This is a genomic window from Variovorax glacialis, assembly GCF_051216375.1.
Classification (GTDB): domain Bacteria; phylum Pseudomonadota; class Gammaproteobacteria; order Burkholderiales; family Burkholderiaceae_C; genus Variovorax.
The window spans coordinates 14731-28053 of record NZ_JBPJZT010000028.1 but is presented as its reverse complement, the minus strand read 5'-3'; the positions used below and the strand labels follow the sequence as shown (position 1 = coordinate 28053).

Annotated in this window: 26 protein-coding genes; all 26 read left to right on the top strand. The window is 63.3% G+C overall.

Annotated features, from left to right (window positions below; all coding sequences use genetic code 11):
* Positions 1 to 2 precede the first annotated feature (2 nt).
* The 26 genes from ssb to ACSFBL_RS33400 all read left to right on the top strand — a co-directional run bounded on the left by ssb (position 3) and on the right by ACSFBL_RS33400 (position 13291).
* A complete protein-coding gene (gene ssb, locus ACSFBL_RS33525; protein WP_435520135.1) occupies positions 3 to 434 on the top strand; it encodes a single-stranded DNA-binding protein in 432 nt (143 codons plus the stop codon).
* A 3-nt stretch (positions 435 to 437) separates the two neighbouring features.
* Positions 438 to 662: a LexA family protein gene (locus ACSFBL_RS33520; protein ID WP_435520134.1), complete on the top strand. Its 225-nt coding sequence runs from the start codon at positions 438 to 440 to the stop codon at positions 660 to 662.
* A complete protein-coding gene (locus ACSFBL_RS33515) occupies positions 659 to 847 on the top strand; it encodes a hypothetical protein (protein WP_435520133.1) in 189 nt (62 codons plus the stop codon). Before ACSFBL_RS33520 ends, ACSFBL_RS33515 begins: the two co-directional genes overlap by 4 nt.
* Positions 844 to 987, top strand: a complete 144-nt coding sequence (locus ACSFBL_RS33510) for a hypothetical protein (RefSeq protein ID WP_435520132.1) — start codon at positions 844 to 846, stop codon at positions 985 to 987. Before ACSFBL_RS33515 ends, ACSFBL_RS33510 begins: the two co-directional genes overlap by 4 nt.
* Positions 984 to 1400 carry a recombination protein NinB gene (locus ACSFBL_RS33505; RefSeq protein ID WP_435520131.1) on the top strand — a complete coding sequence of 139 codons (417 nt, stop codon included), beginning with the start codon at positions 984 to 986 and terminating at the stop codon, positions 1398 to 1400. Before ACSFBL_RS33510 ends, ACSFBL_RS33505 begins: the two co-directional genes overlap by 4 nt.
* The gene (locus ACSFBL_RS33500; RefSeq protein WP_435520130.1) at positions 1387 to 2106 is read left to right on the top strand and encodes a recombination protein NinG; all 720 of its coding nucleotides are present in this window, start codon (positions 1387 to 1389) and stop codon (positions 2104 to 2106) included. Before ACSFBL_RS33505 ends, ACSFBL_RS33500 begins: the two co-directional genes overlap by 14 nt.
* Complete coding sequence (locus ACSFBL_RS33495) at positions 2103 to 2423, top strand: hypothetical protein (protein ID WP_435520129.1); 321 nt, start codon at positions 2103 to 2105, stop codon at positions 2421 to 2423. The genes ACSFBL_RS33500 and ACSFBL_RS33495 overlap by 4 nt, the downstream gene beginning before the upstream one ends.
* Entirely contained in the window at positions 2420 to 2743 is a 324-nt protein-coding gene (locus ACSFBL_RS33490; protein WP_435520128.1) for a hypothetical protein, read from the top strand. Before ACSFBL_RS33495 ends, ACSFBL_RS33490 begins: the two co-directional genes overlap by 4 nt.
* Positions 2740 to 2997, top strand: coding sequence for a hypothetical protein (locus ACSFBL_RS33485; RefSeq protein ID WP_435520127.1), 258 nt, complete (start codon positions 2740 to 2742; stop codon positions 2995 to 2997). The genes ACSFBL_RS33490 and ACSFBL_RS33485 overlap by 4 nt, the downstream gene beginning before the upstream one ends.
* Positions 2994 to 3395 (top strand): hypothetical protein, encoded by a 402-nt coding sequence (locus ACSFBL_RS33480; RefSeq protein WP_435520126.1) that lies wholly within the window; start codon positions 2994 to 2996, stop codon positions 3393 to 3395. The genes ACSFBL_RS33485 and ACSFBL_RS33480 overlap by 4 nt, the downstream gene beginning before the upstream one ends.
* Positions 3379 to 3702, top strand: coding sequence for a hypothetical protein (locus tag ACSFBL_RS33475; RefSeq protein WP_435520125.1), 324 nt, complete (start codon positions 3379 to 3381; stop codon positions 3700 to 3702). The genes ACSFBL_RS33480 and ACSFBL_RS33475 overlap by 17 nt, the downstream gene beginning before the upstream one ends.
* A 242-nt stretch (positions 3703 to 3944) precedes the next feature.
* Positions 3945 to 4133 (top strand): hypothetical protein, encoded by a 189-nt coding sequence (locus tag ACSFBL_RS33470; RefSeq protein ID WP_435520124.1) that lies wholly within the window; start codon positions 3945 to 3947, stop codon positions 4131 to 4133.
* 110 nt (positions 4134 to 4243) lie between these two features.
* Complete coding sequence (locus ACSFBL_RS33465; protein WP_435520123.1) at positions 4244 to 4447, top strand: HNH endonuclease; 204 nt, start codon at positions 4244 to 4246, stop codon at positions 4445 to 4447.
* Between the two features lie 92 nt (positions 4448 to 4539).
* Positions 4540 to 4995, top strand: coding sequence for a TerS protein (locus tag ACSFBL_RS33460; RefSeq protein WP_435520122.1), 456 nt, complete (start codon positions 4540 to 4542; stop codon positions 4993 to 4995).
* Positions 4992 to 6509 carry a terminase large subunit gene (locus ACSFBL_RS33455; RefSeq protein ID WP_435520121.1) on the top strand — a complete coding sequence of 506 codons (1518 nt, stop codon included), beginning with the start codon at positions 4992 to 4994 and terminating at the stop codon, positions 6507 to 6509. The genes ACSFBL_RS33460 and ACSFBL_RS33455 overlap by 4 nt, the downstream gene beginning before the upstream one ends.
* Positions 6506 to 7828: a phage portal protein gene (locus ACSFBL_RS33450; protein ID WP_435520120.1), complete on the top strand. Its 1323-nt coding sequence runs from the start codon at positions 6506 to 6508 to the stop codon at positions 7826 to 7828. The genes ACSFBL_RS33455 and ACSFBL_RS33450 overlap by 4 nt, the downstream gene beginning before the upstream one ends.
* Positions 7825 to 8568 (top strand): head maturation protease, ClpP-related, encoded by a 744-nt coding sequence (locus tag ACSFBL_RS33445; RefSeq protein WP_435520119.1) that lies wholly within the window; start codon positions 7825 to 7827, stop codon positions 8566 to 8568. The genes ACSFBL_RS33450 and ACSFBL_RS33445 overlap by 4 nt, the downstream gene beginning before the upstream one ends.
* Before the next feature lie 78 nt (positions 8569 to 8646).
* A complete protein-coding gene (locus tag ACSFBL_RS33440) occupies positions 8647 to 9882 on the top strand; it encodes a phage major capsid protein (RefSeq protein WP_435520118.1) in 1236 nt (411 codons plus the stop codon).
* A 49-nt stretch (positions 9883 to 9931) separates the two neighbouring features.
* Positions 9932 to 10132 carry a hypothetical protein gene (locus ACSFBL_RS33435; RefSeq protein WP_435520117.1) on the top strand — a complete coding sequence of 67 codons (201 nt, stop codon included), beginning with the start codon at positions 9932 to 9934 and terminating at the stop codon, positions 10130 to 10132.
* 3 nt (positions 10133 to 10135) lie between these two features.
* Positions 10136 to 10729: a head-tail connector protein gene (locus ACSFBL_RS33430; protein ID WP_435520116.1), complete on the top strand. Its 594-nt coding sequence runs from the start codon at positions 10136 to 10138 to the stop codon at positions 10727 to 10729.
* Positions 10726 to 11052: a phage head closure protein gene (locus ACSFBL_RS33425; protein ID WP_435520115.1), complete on the top strand. Its 327-nt coding sequence runs from the start codon at positions 10726 to 10728 to the stop codon at positions 11050 to 11052. The genes ACSFBL_RS33430 and ACSFBL_RS33425 overlap by 4 nt, the downstream gene beginning before the upstream one ends.
* Before the next feature lie 10 nt (positions 11053 to 11062).
* Positions 11063 to 11512, top strand: a complete 450-nt coding sequence (locus ACSFBL_RS33420) for an HK97-gp10 family putative phage morphogenesis protein (protein WP_435520114.1) — start codon at positions 11063 to 11065, stop codon at positions 11510 to 11512.
* Entirely contained in the window at positions 11509 to 11883 is a 375-nt protein-coding gene (locus ACSFBL_RS33415; RefSeq protein ID WP_435520113.1) for a DUF3168 domain-containing protein, read from the top strand. The genes ACSFBL_RS33420 and ACSFBL_RS33415 overlap by 4 nt, the downstream gene beginning before the upstream one ends.
* A gap of 109 nt (positions 11884 to 11992) precedes the next feature.
* A complete protein-coding gene (locus ACSFBL_RS33410) occupies positions 11993 to 12634 on the top strand; it encodes a phage tail protein (RefSeq protein ID WP_435520112.1) in 642 nt (213 codons plus the stop codon).
* Position 12635: 1 nt separating this feature from the next.
* Complete coding sequence (locus ACSFBL_RS33405) at positions 12636 to 12944, top strand: phage tail assembly chaperone (RefSeq protein ID WP_435520111.1); 309 nt, start codon at positions 12636 to 12638, stop codon at positions 12942 to 12944.
* An 8-nt stretch (positions 12945 to 12952) separates the two neighbouring features.
* Positions 12953 to 13291, top strand: a complete 339-nt coding sequence (locus ACSFBL_RS33400) for a DUF1799 domain-containing protein (protein ID WP_435520110.1) — start codon at positions 12953 to 12955, stop codon at positions 13289 to 13291.
* The last annotated feature ends 32 nt before the right edge of the window (positions 13292 to 13323 follow it).

Genomic DNA, 13323 nt, shown 5'->3' with positions numbered 1-13323 from the left:
CCATGTCATCTCTGAACCAAGTCACCATCATCGGCAACCTCGGCCGAGATCCTGAGAGCCGCACCTTCCCAAGCGGCGACCAGATTTGCAACGTCACGATTGCCACCACCGACAAGTGGAAGGACAAGCAGTCCGGCGAACTGCGCGAGGCGACGGAATGGCACCGCGTCGTCTTCAATGGCCGCACGGCAGAAGTCGCCGCGAAGTACCTGTGCAAGGGCGCTCAGGTCTGCGTGCAGGGCTCCATCCGCACCCGCAAGTACACCGACAAGGATGGGGTCGAGAAGTACGCGACCGAGATTCGGGCCGACAACCTGGTGATGCTGGGCGCCGGTGAGCGCACCCAGGCGCCGGCCGCGGCCCCGCGCGCGCCCGCAGCGGCGCCCAAGCCGTCGTCGGGCTTCGATGACATGTCGGACGACATTCCTTTCTAGGCCATGGGTCGGCGCATCTCCCCCGTTCAAAAGATGATCTTCGGCTACATGCAGGAGTTCTTCGCCGAGAACGACCAACTGCCGCCACTGAAGGCCATCGCGAGCAACTTCCGCTACGCCGGGCCGCAGTGTGTCACCGGCCCATTGAAGGCCTTGGAGCGTCTGGGCTACATCGAGCGCAACGCCGTCGGCAAGTACCGATTCAAGCGTGAGGCCGCGAATGCATGACGCTGGAGCCCAACCAGAAGGCGGAGCTGGATCATCTCGTCCGGATCTGCTCGACACATCCGAATTGGGCGGAGTACGCCAGGTGGAAGGCCAAGTATCGAGCGGCCAAGGAGCCGCAGTACTGGGGCTGGCTACCGGAAGCGCTCGCCAAGGCCACCGCTACCTCTGGCGCGGAAACGACGTGATCGCCCTGGAGTCCGGGGAGTTCGTTCGCGCCATGTACATCGACCCGCAGATGATGTTCTACGCCCCGCCGTTCTTCGTGAAGGCTGAAGACCTGGTGCCGCAGGCGATGGCGTACTACCACGGCGAGGTGCCGCTATGAGCGCCGTCACCGTCTACAACCCGGTGCAGGCCGCGACCGCCTGGAACGCGATCTACGAGCGCGAGGTCAAGCCTCTCCTGATGGCTGGGCATCGTGGCGTCCTGTCGTTCAAGCGCGAGACCCGCAGCACGCAGCAGAACGCGCGCATGTGGGCGATGCTGCAGGACGTGGCCGACCAGGTCGAATGGCACGGCCGCAAGCTGTCGAAGGAAGATTGGAAGCACATCTTCTCGGCCAGCCTGAAGAAGCAGGACGCCGTACCCGGCATCGACGGCGGTTTCGTGGTGTTGGGCCAGTCCACATCCAAGATGACCGTTGGCGAGATGGCCGACCTGATGACGCTGATGGAAGCCTTCGGCGCTGAGCGGGATGTGCGCTTCACGGCGCCGAAGTCGTGGGGTGACGGCCGATGAAGCCCAGATTGGTCAAGGTCCACGGCATCTGGCACTGTGGATTCGCCAACGCTCTCAACGTCAGGATTGGCCTGGGCTATACGCCTTCGGACGCCTATGCCGATTGGACGTATTGGAGGGATGGCCCTTGATCCAAGCCACCCTCAAGCCCAAGACCTGCGCGCACTGCGAAGCGTCCTTCATGCCGGCTCGCCTGATGCAGAAGGTGTGCTCGCCAATCTGCGCGCGCCGTAAGGTCGAAGCGGACAAGAAGGCGGAGAAGGCGCAGTTCAAGGCCCGCAAGGAGGCGATCAAGCCGATTCGCGAGCTCGTGGCCGCCGCGCAGGACGCCTTCAACGACTACATCCGCGCCCGCGATGCCGCGCTGCCGTGCATCTCCTGCGACGAGACGAACCCACCCATGACATCGGGCGGCCAGTGGGATGCCGGCCACTACAAGGGCCGCGGCGCGTTCCCTGAACTGCGCTTCGACGAGGACAACTGCCACAAGCAGTGCAAGGGCTGCAACGGCGGCAGCAAGCACCCGGGCAAAGCCCGCACCGTCGCGGCGAACTACGAAGAGCGGCTGATCAAGCGCATCGGCGCCGAGCGCGTTGCGCGCCTCAATGGCCCGCACGAACTGCTCAAGCTGGACCGCGACACCCTGCGGCAAATCAAGGTCATCTATCGGGCGAAGGCTCGGGAACTCAAGAAAGGGCAAGCATGAACTGCAAACCGGGTGATCTGGCGATCATGACGGTGAGTGTCGGCGGCAACGAGGGGAAGATCGTCCGCTGCCTTCACCTGAGGGCGCCTGCCCAGGTCATGGTGCCTGGCGGGGAAATCAAGGACTTCGGCCCTTTGTGGGTCATCGACCGGGAACTCACTACATGGCAGGGCGGCAAGTCACGCTGCGTCGCTGATCAGTTCCTCCGCCCCATCCGCGACCCCGGCGACGACGCCCGCGACGAAACCCTCGCATGGAAGCCCGTGCCGCTTCCCGAAATCCTCCCGTCCCTACTGCCTATCAAGGAAGAAGCATGACCCTCGAAGTCCTTTGCCAACGGTCGGCGTGGTCCGATTCCATCGAAATTCTGTTTTGCGACAAGAGCGGCCGCAAGCCAGCGCTAGCGCGGCCGCTGGTGTTCGAGGTTCCTGAGGATCTGGGGCTGATCACGGAGCCCACCGTGAGGCTGGAGAACCAGTCGGCTCAAAGGCTCATAGATGAACTGTGGCGCGCCGGCCTGCGTCCGACGGAAGGCTCGGGGAGCGCCGGCTCACTGCGCGCCACGGAGCGACACCTTGAGGACATGCGCAAGCTGGCGCTGGATTTGGTCGCGCACAAGCTCGGGAGCGCCGCATGAAAGGCATCACCACCATAGCCGCGATGCCCTCCGGCGCAGGTTGCGCTGCTGCTCTGCCGGCTGAAGTGGGGGAGGCGAAGGCGCGGCAACCCCGAGGGCTGATGACCATCACGCTCGCCGGAATCTTTGACATCCGCCCTGGGGAGCGATTCTCGGTGAACGGAAGCGTCTACGTCGCCCTGCGGGGTGAGGAGGCTGGAGAGTTCGCAACGGAGATCACCTGCTATCGCGACGATCGCTTCAAGGGGAATTGATGTACCGGGTGCCAAACGCCATGCATGAGGAGATGCTGAATTGGGCGCGCTGGGCGAACCAAGGCGCTTGGCCGCACCCGTTGCCGCGGACGCAATGCGGCTCCGCAGAGGGCGACTACCGCGCGCCTCCTGAGTGGGATTTGGATCTGGACGAGCTCAACCGCACATCCAAGATCCGGCCGAACGAGCGCAACGCGCGCAAGGTGCAAGCGGCATGGGAGTCGCTGTCCGAAGGCAGCATCCCACGCCTCGCACTGCAGGCCGAATACCCGGGCAACGATCACCAGGGATTCAGGTCCGACCGCGCCAAGGCGCTCAACATCACCGTGTCGCAGTACGAAGACGGCCTCCGGGACGCAGTAAACCGAGTGGAGCAAGCCTTTGAAGTTCGCAAGTGACGTGATCGACCTGATGGCCGCCTTTCCGGGCCGAGACTTCCGCATCGGGGATGTGATCTCCTACGTGCGGAATGGCCGCGAACTCACCGACAAGCAAGAGCGCGCCATGCGTGAGGCTGTGGTGCGTGTGCTCAAGGCGCTGGAGGAATCGGGTAGCGTCATCGTGGTCCGCCCTTTCACCAATCAGCGAGGCTGGGCCTACTACCGCTGGCAAATGACACATGCACAAGCGGCGCAGGCATTGCCAGATGCAACGAAATCGAACACATTAACGCCCGGGACATTGCCTCTGCAGTGTGCCCACTGAACACAAGCCGCCCTGACGCAAGTCTCGGCGGCTTTCCTTTTGCTCCGGCCGGGCTCGCGTGGTTTCCTACTCGGAGCTAAACAGTCACGGTTCGTCCCGCGCCGGGCAATTCATCGCACCCCGAGCACATCGCCCAACTTGAGGGCGAGCCACCCGGGCAAAGGTGGCGGTTTCTCCGCGTCCAGCTCCGGGCGTGATCAAGCAAGGAAGAACGGCAGGCAGCCACCCACAAGGGAAGTCCGATGGCGAATGCGCAATCCTTCATCGCAGACATGAACGCCCTGCAGCGTGAGTTGGCAGTCATGCCACCACAGGCAGCGGATGCCATATGCAGGCTGATGCAACTGGTTGACCTGCAGAACGAGAACATCGCCACGCTGCTTTCCGTGAATCGGAAGCTGCTGGATGAGATCGACAGGCTCAAGGGATGAGCCCCAGGCTCCCAAGCTGGCGCACAGACAAGCGCAAGACAGCAGAGCGCGGATATGGGGCAGCGTGGCAGAGAGCCAGGCTCCTATACCTGCAGGCGCACCCACTGTGTGTGATGTGCACTGAGCAGGGCAGGGTCACGGCGGCCAAGGTGGTCGACCACATCACCAAGCACGAGGGCAACCAGGTGTTGTTCTGGGATGAGGCCAATTGGCAATCCCTGTGCAAGCCGCATCACGACAGCGACAAGCAGATGGCCGAGAAGTCAGGGCATGAGCGAACGAGGTTCGATGCCGAGGGCCGAGTGGTCTGGTGACGCTGGCCACCCCGGGGGGTGGTCCATTGGATTCGAAAAACCAGCCCTGACCCGCCGGTTCCGTTTGATTTAACGCTATCACACAACTCGCCATGAAACGAACCAGGGCCGACTCCGCTGCCAGCGCCGTCAAGGCTATGGTGGATGCGGCAAAAGGCGACCTCCAGCCTCCCGCACATGTTCGTTTGAGGGATGGCGACGGCCCATTTTGGGCAGGCGTTGTGCGCGCGCGCGCGAGGGACGAGTGGACGGAGGCCGATTTGGTCGTCGCCGCCCAACTCGCCCGGTGCCTGCATGACATCGAGAAAGAACAGATCGCCTTGGACGTTGAGGGCACCGTGATCGAGAACGACCGGAAGACGATGGTCGTGAACCCTCGCGTCTCGGTGCTCGAGCAGTTCGCCCGCCGCGAGATGGCCCTGATGCGGACCCTTCGGATGGGCGGCCGTGTTGCTGGCGACACCCGCAACGAGGCCGGGCGCCGGAAGGTCGAGCAGCAGTCCCGCAAGCTCCGTGAGGAACTAGAGGACGACGAGCTACTGGCGTGAAGAAGCGGAAGTTGACGCGCGGCCAGAAGGTCGTGGCGTTCATCGAGAAGTACTGCCTGGCGCCTGAGGGCAAGAACATCGGGCAGCCGATGAAGCTGGAGCCCTTCCAGCGCAAGTTCGTGCTGGAGATTTACGACAACCCGTATGGGACGCATAGCGCGTACCTGTCGATTGCTCGGAAGAACGGTAAGACGGCGCTGATCGCGGCGATCCTGCTGGCCCACCTGGTCGGGCCGGAGGCTGTGCAGAACTCGCAGATTGTGAGCGGCGCGCAGTCGAAGGAGCAGGCCGCGGTCATCTTCGAACTCGCCCGCAAGATGGTCGAGTTGAGCGAAGTCTTGACGCCGCTGGTTCGGATCCAGCCGAGCGGCAAGCGACTGGTCGGCCTGCGCAAGAACGTTCTGTTCCGCGCCCTGGCCGCAGAGGGTAAGACGGCACACGGCCTCTCGCCCATTCTGGCGATCTTGGATGAGGTGGGGCAGGTCGTCGGGCCAACCGATAAATTTGTGACGGCGGTGACGTCTGCGCAGGGCGCCTACGACAACCCGCTGCTGATTGCGATCAGCACCCAGGCGCCGACGGACGCCGACCTGTTCTCGACATGGATCGATGGGCAGAAGGCGGCGAATGACCCGCGCGTCGTGTGCCACGTGTACGCGGCGCCGGAAGACTGCAGGCTTGACGACAAGAAGGCGTGGGCCGCGGCAAACCCGGCGCTCGGCAAGTTCCGATCGCTTGCCGACGTCGAGAAGCAGTGCAAGAAGGCGATGCTGATGCCGGCCGAGGAGCCGGAGTTTCGAAACCTGATCCTGAATCAGCGTGTAGAGGCGGTTTCTCCGTTCGTCGCGGCCTCGGTGTGGAAGGACAACGGCGCGCAGTGTGGGCCGATCGAGGGCAAGAAGGTTTGGGCGGGTCTGGATCTGTCCAGCGTCCACGACTTGACCAGCCTGGAGGCGGTCACGGAAGACGGCGGAGTTCACTCGGAATTCTGGCTTCCGGCCGAAGGTTTGGCCGAGAAGTCGCGAAAAGACAAGGTGCCATACGACCTTTGGGCGAAGCAGGGGCACCTGAACACCACGCCGGGCCGGGCCATCGAATATGAGTTCGTAGCCGAGTTCCTGAGGGGCTTCTTCGATCGGTGCAACGTTCAGAAGGTCGCGTTTGACCGCGCGCTGTTCGTGCACCTGAAGCCGTGGCTGGTGAAGGCGAACTTCTCGGAAGAGGAGTTGGAGAAATTCGAGCCATACGGGCAGGGAACGCTGTCGATGACGCCAGCGCTGCGCGAACTCGAAGTGAAGTTGCTGGGGAAGCAGTTGCGCCACGGCAATCACCCAATTTTGGAGATGTGCGCGAAGAACGCCAAGGTCGTTGGCGACTCTGGCGCGCGCAAGTTTGACAAGAAAAAGGCGCGGGGCCGCATCGACGGGATGGTGGCGCTCGCAATGGCAGTCGGCGTGATGCCGATCGCATCTGAAGACACCTCACAGACATTCGTGGACCTGAACAAGCTATGACGCAAACACTCAACCTCTCGGAGAAGGCGCACACCTCGCGCGTCTTGACCGAGTGGGCCGCGTCGCGTCCGGGCGCTGCGAAGCGGATGGGCGTGCAAAACGCGACCGTTGTCAGTTCGAATCTCGACGGCATGCGCGACCTTTTCCAATACTCGCCGCCGGCCTCGGGCTTCGCGGTGACGGACAAGACGGCGATGCAGGTCAGCACGGTCTTTGCGTGCCTGTCGAAGCTCTCCGGCGCAATCCTTCAGTTGCCCCTGAACAAGTACCGCTTCGACAAGGATGACAACCGCTCGAAGGCAGAGCGCGATGATCTCTGGTGGAAGTTGAACGAATCGCCGGCTCCGGCCTGGACCGCGGCGAGCTGGAAGGAATGGATCGTCCGTTGCGTTGCGCTGCGCGGCGACCAGCACACCGAGATCCTGCGCAGCCGCAAGGGCGCCACGTTTGGTGAGGTGTCGGGCTTCAAGGTGCATCACCCCGACTATGTGGTCCCGCGCCGCGTCGGCGACCGCTTGGTCTACGACGTGCAGGACATCAACACGAGCAAGGCATACACCGTCGATCAGGACGACATGCTGCATTTCTCGGGCTTCGGATTCGATGGCCTGCGGGCGTTGAGCATGATCCAGACCGCGGCGAAGTCCGGTGTCGGGAACGCGCTTGCGGCGGCCGACTACACCGGCCGATCGATCGGCGAGGGCGCCATGCCTCAGATTGCGCTGTCGTGGCCGAACGCCGTTGGCCCGGAGCAAGCCAAGCAGACGCGTGACAGCTTCGTCGACATCTACGGCGGGACCGGAGCGCGGAAGATGCCGCTGGTCCTCGCGAACGGCGGCACCGTGCACGAACTCAGCATGAGCCCGGTCGATATGGATCTGCTGTCGTCCCGCCGCTTCGAGCGCGAGGACATCTGCCAGGCGCTCGGCGTCCCTCCGATCCTGATCGGCGACAACGACAAGTCCTCGAATTCCTACACGGGCATCGAGCAAATCACGCTCGGTTTCGTCAAGTACACGGTCAAACCGCACCTGACGCGCTGGGAAGAGGAGATGAATCGGAAGTTGTTCCGGAATGCCGGCCCCTTCCTTGAATTCGACCTCGACGAGTTGCTGCGCGGCGATTCCAAGGCCCAGGCCGAAGCCGATCGCGCGGCGCTGGGCGGCGCGCAGGGCCCTGGCACCAAGAGCGTCAACGAAGTTCGCCGGTCGCACAACCTGCCGCCGCTGAAGGGCGACGAGTACGAAAAGCCGTTCGTCGTCGCAAAACCCGCCGCAGCGCCGGCCTCCGAACCCGCACCCAAAGAGGGCACCCAATGAAAATCAACAAGCTGATGCAGCTTCTGAAGGACAACGCCCGCGCGGATGCCGCGCCGGCCGCGCTCCGTTGCGAGGCTGCCGACGACGGCGCCCACGTGTACGTCTACGACGTCATCGACAGCTACTGGGGCGCCTCTGCGGCTGCTCTGGTGTCTGCGCTGGCCTCTGCCGACGGCAAGGACGTGCATATGCACATCAACAGCCCGGGCGGCGACGTCTTCGAGGCTCGCGCCATGGCCGCGGCGATCGTCGGCTATTCCGGCAAGGTCGTCGCACACATCGACGGCGTGGCCGCATCGGCTGCGACCTACCTCGCGCTCGCCGCGTCCGAAGTCCGCATGACGGACGGCGGCCTGTTCATGATCCACAACTCGTGGACCATGGCGATGGGCGACCGCACCGAACTGCGCTCCACCGCCGACCTGCTCGAGAAGATCGACGGCACGATCGCCGCCGACTACATGCGCAAGACCGGCAAGTCTGCCGAAGACATCGGCGCGCTGATGGACGCCGAAACGTGGATGAACGCTCAGGAAGCGCTCGACGCCGGTTTCATCGATGCCATCGACGCCAACACCAAGGGCGAGAAGAAGGCGCAGTGGAACCTGTCGGCCTACGCCAACGCGCCGAAGGTCGAAGAGCCTGCGCCGGAACCCGAGCCCGACCTGGCCGAGAAGGTCGCCGCAAAGCTCGCCCACAACCGCAACCGCATGCGCCTCCTGGCGCAGTCCCAGATCTAGCGCGACTCCCGCGTCAGAGCAGAGCCCCTTTCGAGGGGCTTTTTTTATGTCCGTCTCATTCCTATTGAAAGGCCAAAAATGAGCATTCAAGCCCTCCGGGAGCGCCTCCAAGCCTCCAGCAAAGCCGCCAACCACATCCTCGCCGAAATGGGCGACAAGACGTGGACCAAGGAAAAGCAAGCCGAATTCGACGCCCACGGCGACGACATCGAGCGCACCCGTGCCCAGATCGCCGCGCACGAGAAGATGATCTCCGAGGACCGCGAAGCGAACTTCAAGGATCTCGACAAGAAGGAAAAGCCGGGCAAGTTCAAGAGCGAGCAGCACGAAGGCTTCGACCTGTTCCTGCGCAAGAAGCAGACCGACATGTCGGCCGAGGAAATCGCGAAGTTCCGCAACACGATGTCGACCACGACCGGCTCGCAAGGCGGTTTCACGGTCCAAACGCTGGTCGCGACCGAACTCGTCGACATCCTGAAGAGCTACGGCTACATGCGCAAGGTCGCGGGCAACATCACGACCGCCAACGGCGCCGACCTGAGCTACCCGACGTCGGACGGCACTTCGGAAATCGGTGAAATCGTGGCGCAAAACGCCGCAGCGGCTTCGGCCGACCCGGTGTTCGCGAGCCGTTCGCTCAACACGGTCAAGTTCGGCTCCAAGGTGGTCGCGGTGCCGATCGAACTCGTGCAGGATGCCCAGTTCGACATCCAAGCCATGGTGGTCAAGCGCCTCCGTGATCGCATCGGCCGCATCCAGAACCAAAAGTTCACGATCGGCACCGGCACCGCCGAGCCCTTCGGCTTGACCGTGGCGGCCAGCATCGGCAAGACCGGCCAGACCGGCCAGACCCTGACGATCATCTATGACGACTTGGTCGACATGATCGACTCGCTGGACGCGGCCTACCTGGACCAGCCGACGACCGATCCGCAACTGGCTGGCGCCGAGCCGGGCTGGATGTTCTCGCAGACCCTGCGCCGCGTGATCCGCAAGATCAAGGACACCGCGGGCCGTCCGATCTGGACGCCGAGCTATGACGAAGGTCTGACCTCCTCGACGCCGGACCGCCTGTTGGGCTACCCGGTGTACCTGAACAACGACATGCCGGTCCCGGCCGCCAATGCGATCTCCCTCGCCTTCGGCAACCTGGCTCGCTACATGATCCGCGACGCCATGGAAGTGACCATGTTCCGCTTCGACGACAGCGCGTACATGAAGAACGGCCAAGTCGGCTATCTGGCCTGGGCTCGCGCTGGCGGCAACCTGCTGGACGTGAACTCGGTCAAGACCTACGCCCACTCGGCGACCTGATCGCGGGGCCCGGCTTCGGCCGGGCCTTGCGTTCCACCAAGGAACCACCATGGCAAAACCCAAAGCGGCCGACGAAGGCCAAGTCAAGGCGCGCGTGCTGTGCGCCGGCCAGTTCGGCGCCGTCAATGACGTCGTGGTCGTCGACAAGGCTGTTGCCGAAGCCAATGGCGACCTCGACCCGCATCCCGATGCCGTCGCCTACGCCGAGTCGATCGCGGCACCTGCGGCCGACGACAAGGTCATCGAGTAAAGCATGACGCTCCGCCTCCAAACCGCAGCCACGTTGCTGCCGGTCACCGTCCCAGAAGCGAAGCTGCACTGCCGGACGATCTCCGACATTGCGGACGTGAGCAACACGTCGGAAGACGCGCTGTTCACTTCGCTGATCGGTGCGGCGACTCTGGAGGCCGAGCATCTGATGGGTCGCGCTGTCATGCCGCAGAAGTGGCAGGTCATGCTCGACGCATTCTGCAATTCCATCGCACTGCAGCGCCCCACGGTGTCTGCGGTCGATTCCGTCAAGTACGTGGACGCCACGACTGGCACGCTGACGACCGTCAACCCGACCGTCTATCAGTTCGTCGCCGGCAGCGACTACACGGCGCGCGTTGTGCCAGCCTACGGTCAAGTGTGGCCGAGCGCCCGCTCGCAGCCCGAGGCGGTGCAGGTGATTTTCTCGACCGGCTACGCCGACGCTGCGAGCGTCCCGGAGCCGATCAAGTCGTGGATCAAGCTGCGCGTCGGTGCGCTGTACGAAAACCGCGAGGCTTGGACTGTTGGCCAGGCCATCGAGCGCAACGAGCATGTTGACTTCCTGCTCGACCGTTACCGGACGTGGCTGCTATGAGGGCTGGACAGCTTCGGCACAAGGTCAAGCTGCAGGCGCTGGCCGTCGGCCAGGATGCGATCGGCCAGCCGGTGCAGACGTGGACCGATGTCGCAACGGTTTGGGCTGACGTGCGTTTCATCAATGGCCTTGAAGCCGTGAAAGCTGACGCCCCGGTGTCGATCGCCAAGGGCAGTATCCGCATCCGCTACCGGGTCGGCGTGACAGCCGGGATGCGCGTCTTGGAAGGCTCAATCGTCTACAGCATTCAGGCGATCCTGCCCGACACGACCGGCAAGCGCTTCCTCGACCTCGCCTTCGAGCAGGGGGCCAACAATGGCTAGCGCGTTCGCAATGAACCTCGACTTGGCTGCCATGACCGGCCAAGTGGATGCGATGGGCGATGCCGCGTTGCTTCAGGTGCGCCCGGCCGCTCAAGCCGCGGCGCAGATCCTGTACGACGAGGTGCTGCTGCGCGTGCCGTCTTCCTTGAAGGGCCACTGGTTTCACGGATCCTCGTTCAAGAAGACGGGCCAGAAGTACTACTTCGATGCCGGCTCTCTGCGCGCCGCGATCTACCAGGCGTTCAGCGCAAACAACAGCGGCGCCGACAAGGCGACCTATCACGTCTCGTGGAACGCCAAGAAGGCGCCATACGGCCACATGGTGAACAACGGAACGAGCCGCGCGGCGGCCAATCCGTTCCTGAGCAACGCATGGGATGCGCGCATCGCCGACGCCACCAAGGCCGCCGAAGCGCGATTCGCGCAAGGGCTGCAGGAATCGATCGGAGCGAAGGCATGACCGTCGAAGCCGACCTGTTCAACACGCTCAAGGGCTTGGTGCCGACGAACACAGATGGAACGCGCCGCGTCTATGCCGACGTGGCTCCTGACGGCGTCGTGGCTCCGTACATCGTCTATCAGCAGATCGGCGGCCGGGCTGTGGCGTTCATCGAGCGCTCCATGACGTCAAAGAAAAACGGCCGATTCCAGATTGCAGTGTGGTCGACGACCCGCGCGGAAGCGGCGGCGATCGGCCTGCAGATTGAAAGCGCGATGTTGACGTCGGCCTTGTTCCAAACCGAGGCGATCGGCGCGCAAGAGGCTGACTACGACGCAGAGACGAAGCTGCGCGGCTCGCGCCAGCACTTCGGAATCTGGTCCGACCGATAGACCGAAGAGTTTCAACCCCGGCCCGCCTCGAGCGGGCTTTTTTCTGCCCGCTCCGGGCTTGCAACCAACCCGCTTCGGCGGGTTTTTTCATTTCTGAAAGGCCATCATCATGTCTGTCCGCCTCGCAAACGGCGCAACCATCGCCATCGAAAACGGCACTGGCGCCAACATCGCCGTCACCGCCATCACCAATGCCTTGCCGGCTGCGGTCACCAGTGCGACTCACGGCCTCGCAACAGGCGACTTCGTCGAGATCGTCTCGGGCTGGTCCAAGTTGAACAACAAGATCGTTCGCGTGACTGTGACCGACACGACGCACTTCACGCTGGACGGCATCGACACCACGCTGACCAGCCTGTATCCCGCAGGCTCCGGCACCGGCACGGTCGCCAAGGTCTCGGGCTTCACGCAGTTGTCGCAGATCCTCTCGATCGCGACCAGCGGCGGCGAACAGCAGTTCCTGACTTACCAGTTGCTCGAGGGCGATGCCCAAAAGCAGATCCCGACCTTCAAGACGCCGTTCCAGGTGACCATGTCGGTTGCCGATGACCCGTCGCTCGCCGGCTTCATCTTGGCCGGCGTCGCCAATGACGACCGCCTGCCGCGCGCGATCAAGGTCACGCTGGCCGATGGCTCGCTGATCATGTACAACGGCTTCCTGTCGATCAACCGTACCCCGTCTCTGACGGTGAACGAGTTGATGGCCTGCCAAGCGACCATCGCGCTGCTCAACGAGCCGGTTCGCTACTGAGATGGCGATCAAGCTGCAGCCGAACCCCACCTTCAAAGCGAAGGTGATGGTGCACATCCCTGGCAACGAGCCCGAGCCTGTCGAGTTCACGTTCAAGCACCGCAGTCGCAAGGCGCTGAAAGACTACGCCGAGTCGATGGAAGGCAAGAGCGATGCCGAACTGATCATGGATCTGGCTTCGGGCTGGGACCTGGCGGACGCATTCAATGCGGAGAACGTCGGCATCCTCGCCGACAACTACTTCGCAGCGCCCGGCGCGGTCTGGAACACCTACCTCGCTGAGTTGACGAAGGCCAAAGAAAAAAACTGAAGGAGGTGGTGATCGACCTGCTCGATCCGCCAACGCCGCCGACTGAGCAAGAGGCTCGGTTCTACGGCTTGACGATTGAGCAGGCGACGCCACCGCCTCAGGAACTCTGGCCCGACAACGAGGACGCCTTGAAGGTGTTCTCGTCGATGAATACCCAGTGGCACATCGGCATGGCCGGCGCCACCGGGCTCATGTATGGCGCGATGTCCTTCCTCTTCGACATCCACGGCTTAGACCGCAAGGACTGGCCGGAGGTGTTCGACGACGTACAGGTCATGGAGCGCACGGCGCTCGCCTTCTGGCGACAGAAAGCCGAAGAGGCCGAGCAGGCCGCAAAAACCACATAGCCGCCTCCGGGCGGCTTCTCTATTTCTGAGGC

What these genes read in the sequence shown, in the direction of transcription:
- ACSFBL_RS33425 (WP_435520115.1), top strand. Translation starts at nt 10,726, where the DNA reads ATGAGGGCTGGACAGCTTCGGCACAAGGTCAAGCTGCAGGCGCTGGCC.
- ACSFBL_RS33495 (WP_435520129.1), top strand. Translation starts at nt 2,103, where the DNA reads ATGAACTGCAAACCGGGTGATCTGGCGATCATGACGGTGAGTGTCGGC.
- ACSFBL_RS33435 (WP_435520117.1), top strand. Translation starts at nt 9,932, where the DNA reads ATGGCAAAACCCAAAGCGGCCGACGAAGGCCAAGTCAAGGCGCGCGTG.
- ACSFBL_RS33430 (WP_435520116.1), top strand. Translation starts at nt 10,136, where the DNA reads ATGACGCTCCGCCTCCAAACCGCAGCCACGTTGCTGCCGGTCACCGTC.
- ACSFBL_RS33505 (WP_435520131.1), top strand. Translation starts at nt 984, where the DNA reads ATGAGCGCCGTCACCGTCTACAACCCGGTGCAGGCCGCGACCGCCTGG.
- ACSFBL_RS33490 (WP_435520128.1), top strand. Translation starts at nt 2,420, where the DNA reads ATGACCCTCGAAGTCCTTTGCCAACGGTCGGCGTGGTCCGATTCCATC.
- ACSFBL_RS33440 (WP_435520118.1), top strand. Translation starts at nt 8,647, where the DNA reads ATGAGCATTCAAGCCCTCCGGGAGCGCCTCCAAGCCTCCAGCAAAGCC.
- ACSFBL_RS33515 (WP_435520133.1), top strand. Translation starts at nt 659, where the DNA reads ATGACGCTGGAGCCCAACCAGAAGGCGGAGCTGGATCATCTCGTCCGG.
- ACSFBL_RS33415 (WP_435520113.1), top strand. Translation starts at nt 11,509, where the DNA reads ATGACCGTCGAAGCCGACCTGTTCAACACGCTCAAGGGCTTGGTGCCG.
- ACSFBL_RS33410 (WP_435520112.1), top strand. Translation starts at nt 11,993, where the DNA reads ATGTCTGTCCGCCTCGCAAACGGCGCAACCATCGCCATCGAAAACGGC.
- ssb (WP_435520135.1), top strand. Translation starts at nt 3, where the DNA reads ATGTCATCTCTGAACCAAGTCACCATCATCGGCAACCTCGGCCGAGAT.
- ACSFBL_RS33520 (WP_435520134.1), top strand. Translation starts at nt 438, where the DNA reads ATGGGTCGGCGCATCTCCCCCGTTCAAAAGATGATCTTCGGCTACATG.
- ACSFBL_RS33420 (WP_435520114.1), top strand. Translation starts at nt 11,063, where the DNA reads ATGAACCTCGACTTGGCTGCCATGACCGGCCAAGTGGATGCGATGGGC.
- ACSFBL_RS33405 (WP_435520111.1), top strand. Translation starts at nt 12,636, where the DNA reads ATGGCGATCAAGCTGCAGCCGAACCCCACCTTCAAAGCGAAGGTGATG.
- ACSFBL_RS33470 (WP_435520124.1), top strand. Translation starts at nt 3,945, where the DNA reads ATGGCGAATGCGCAATCCTTCATCGCAGACATGAACGCCCTGCAGCGT.
- ACSFBL_RS33485 (WP_435520127.1), top strand. Translation starts at nt 2,740, where the DNA reads ATGAAAGGCATCACCACCATAGCCGCGATGCCCTCCGGCGCAGGTTGC.
- ACSFBL_RS33445 (WP_435520119.1), top strand. Translation starts at nt 7,825, where the DNA reads ATGAAAATCAACAAGCTGATGCAGCTTCTGAAGGACAACGCCCGCGCG.
- ACSFBL_RS33460 (WP_435520122.1), top strand. Translation starts at nt 4,540, where the DNA reads ATGAAACGAACCAGGGCCGACTCCGCTGCCAGCGCCGTCAAGGCTATG.
- ACSFBL_RS33450 (WP_435520120.1), top strand. Translation starts at nt 6,506, where the DNA reads ATGACGCAAACACTCAACCTCTCGGAGAAGGCGCACACCTCGCGCGTC.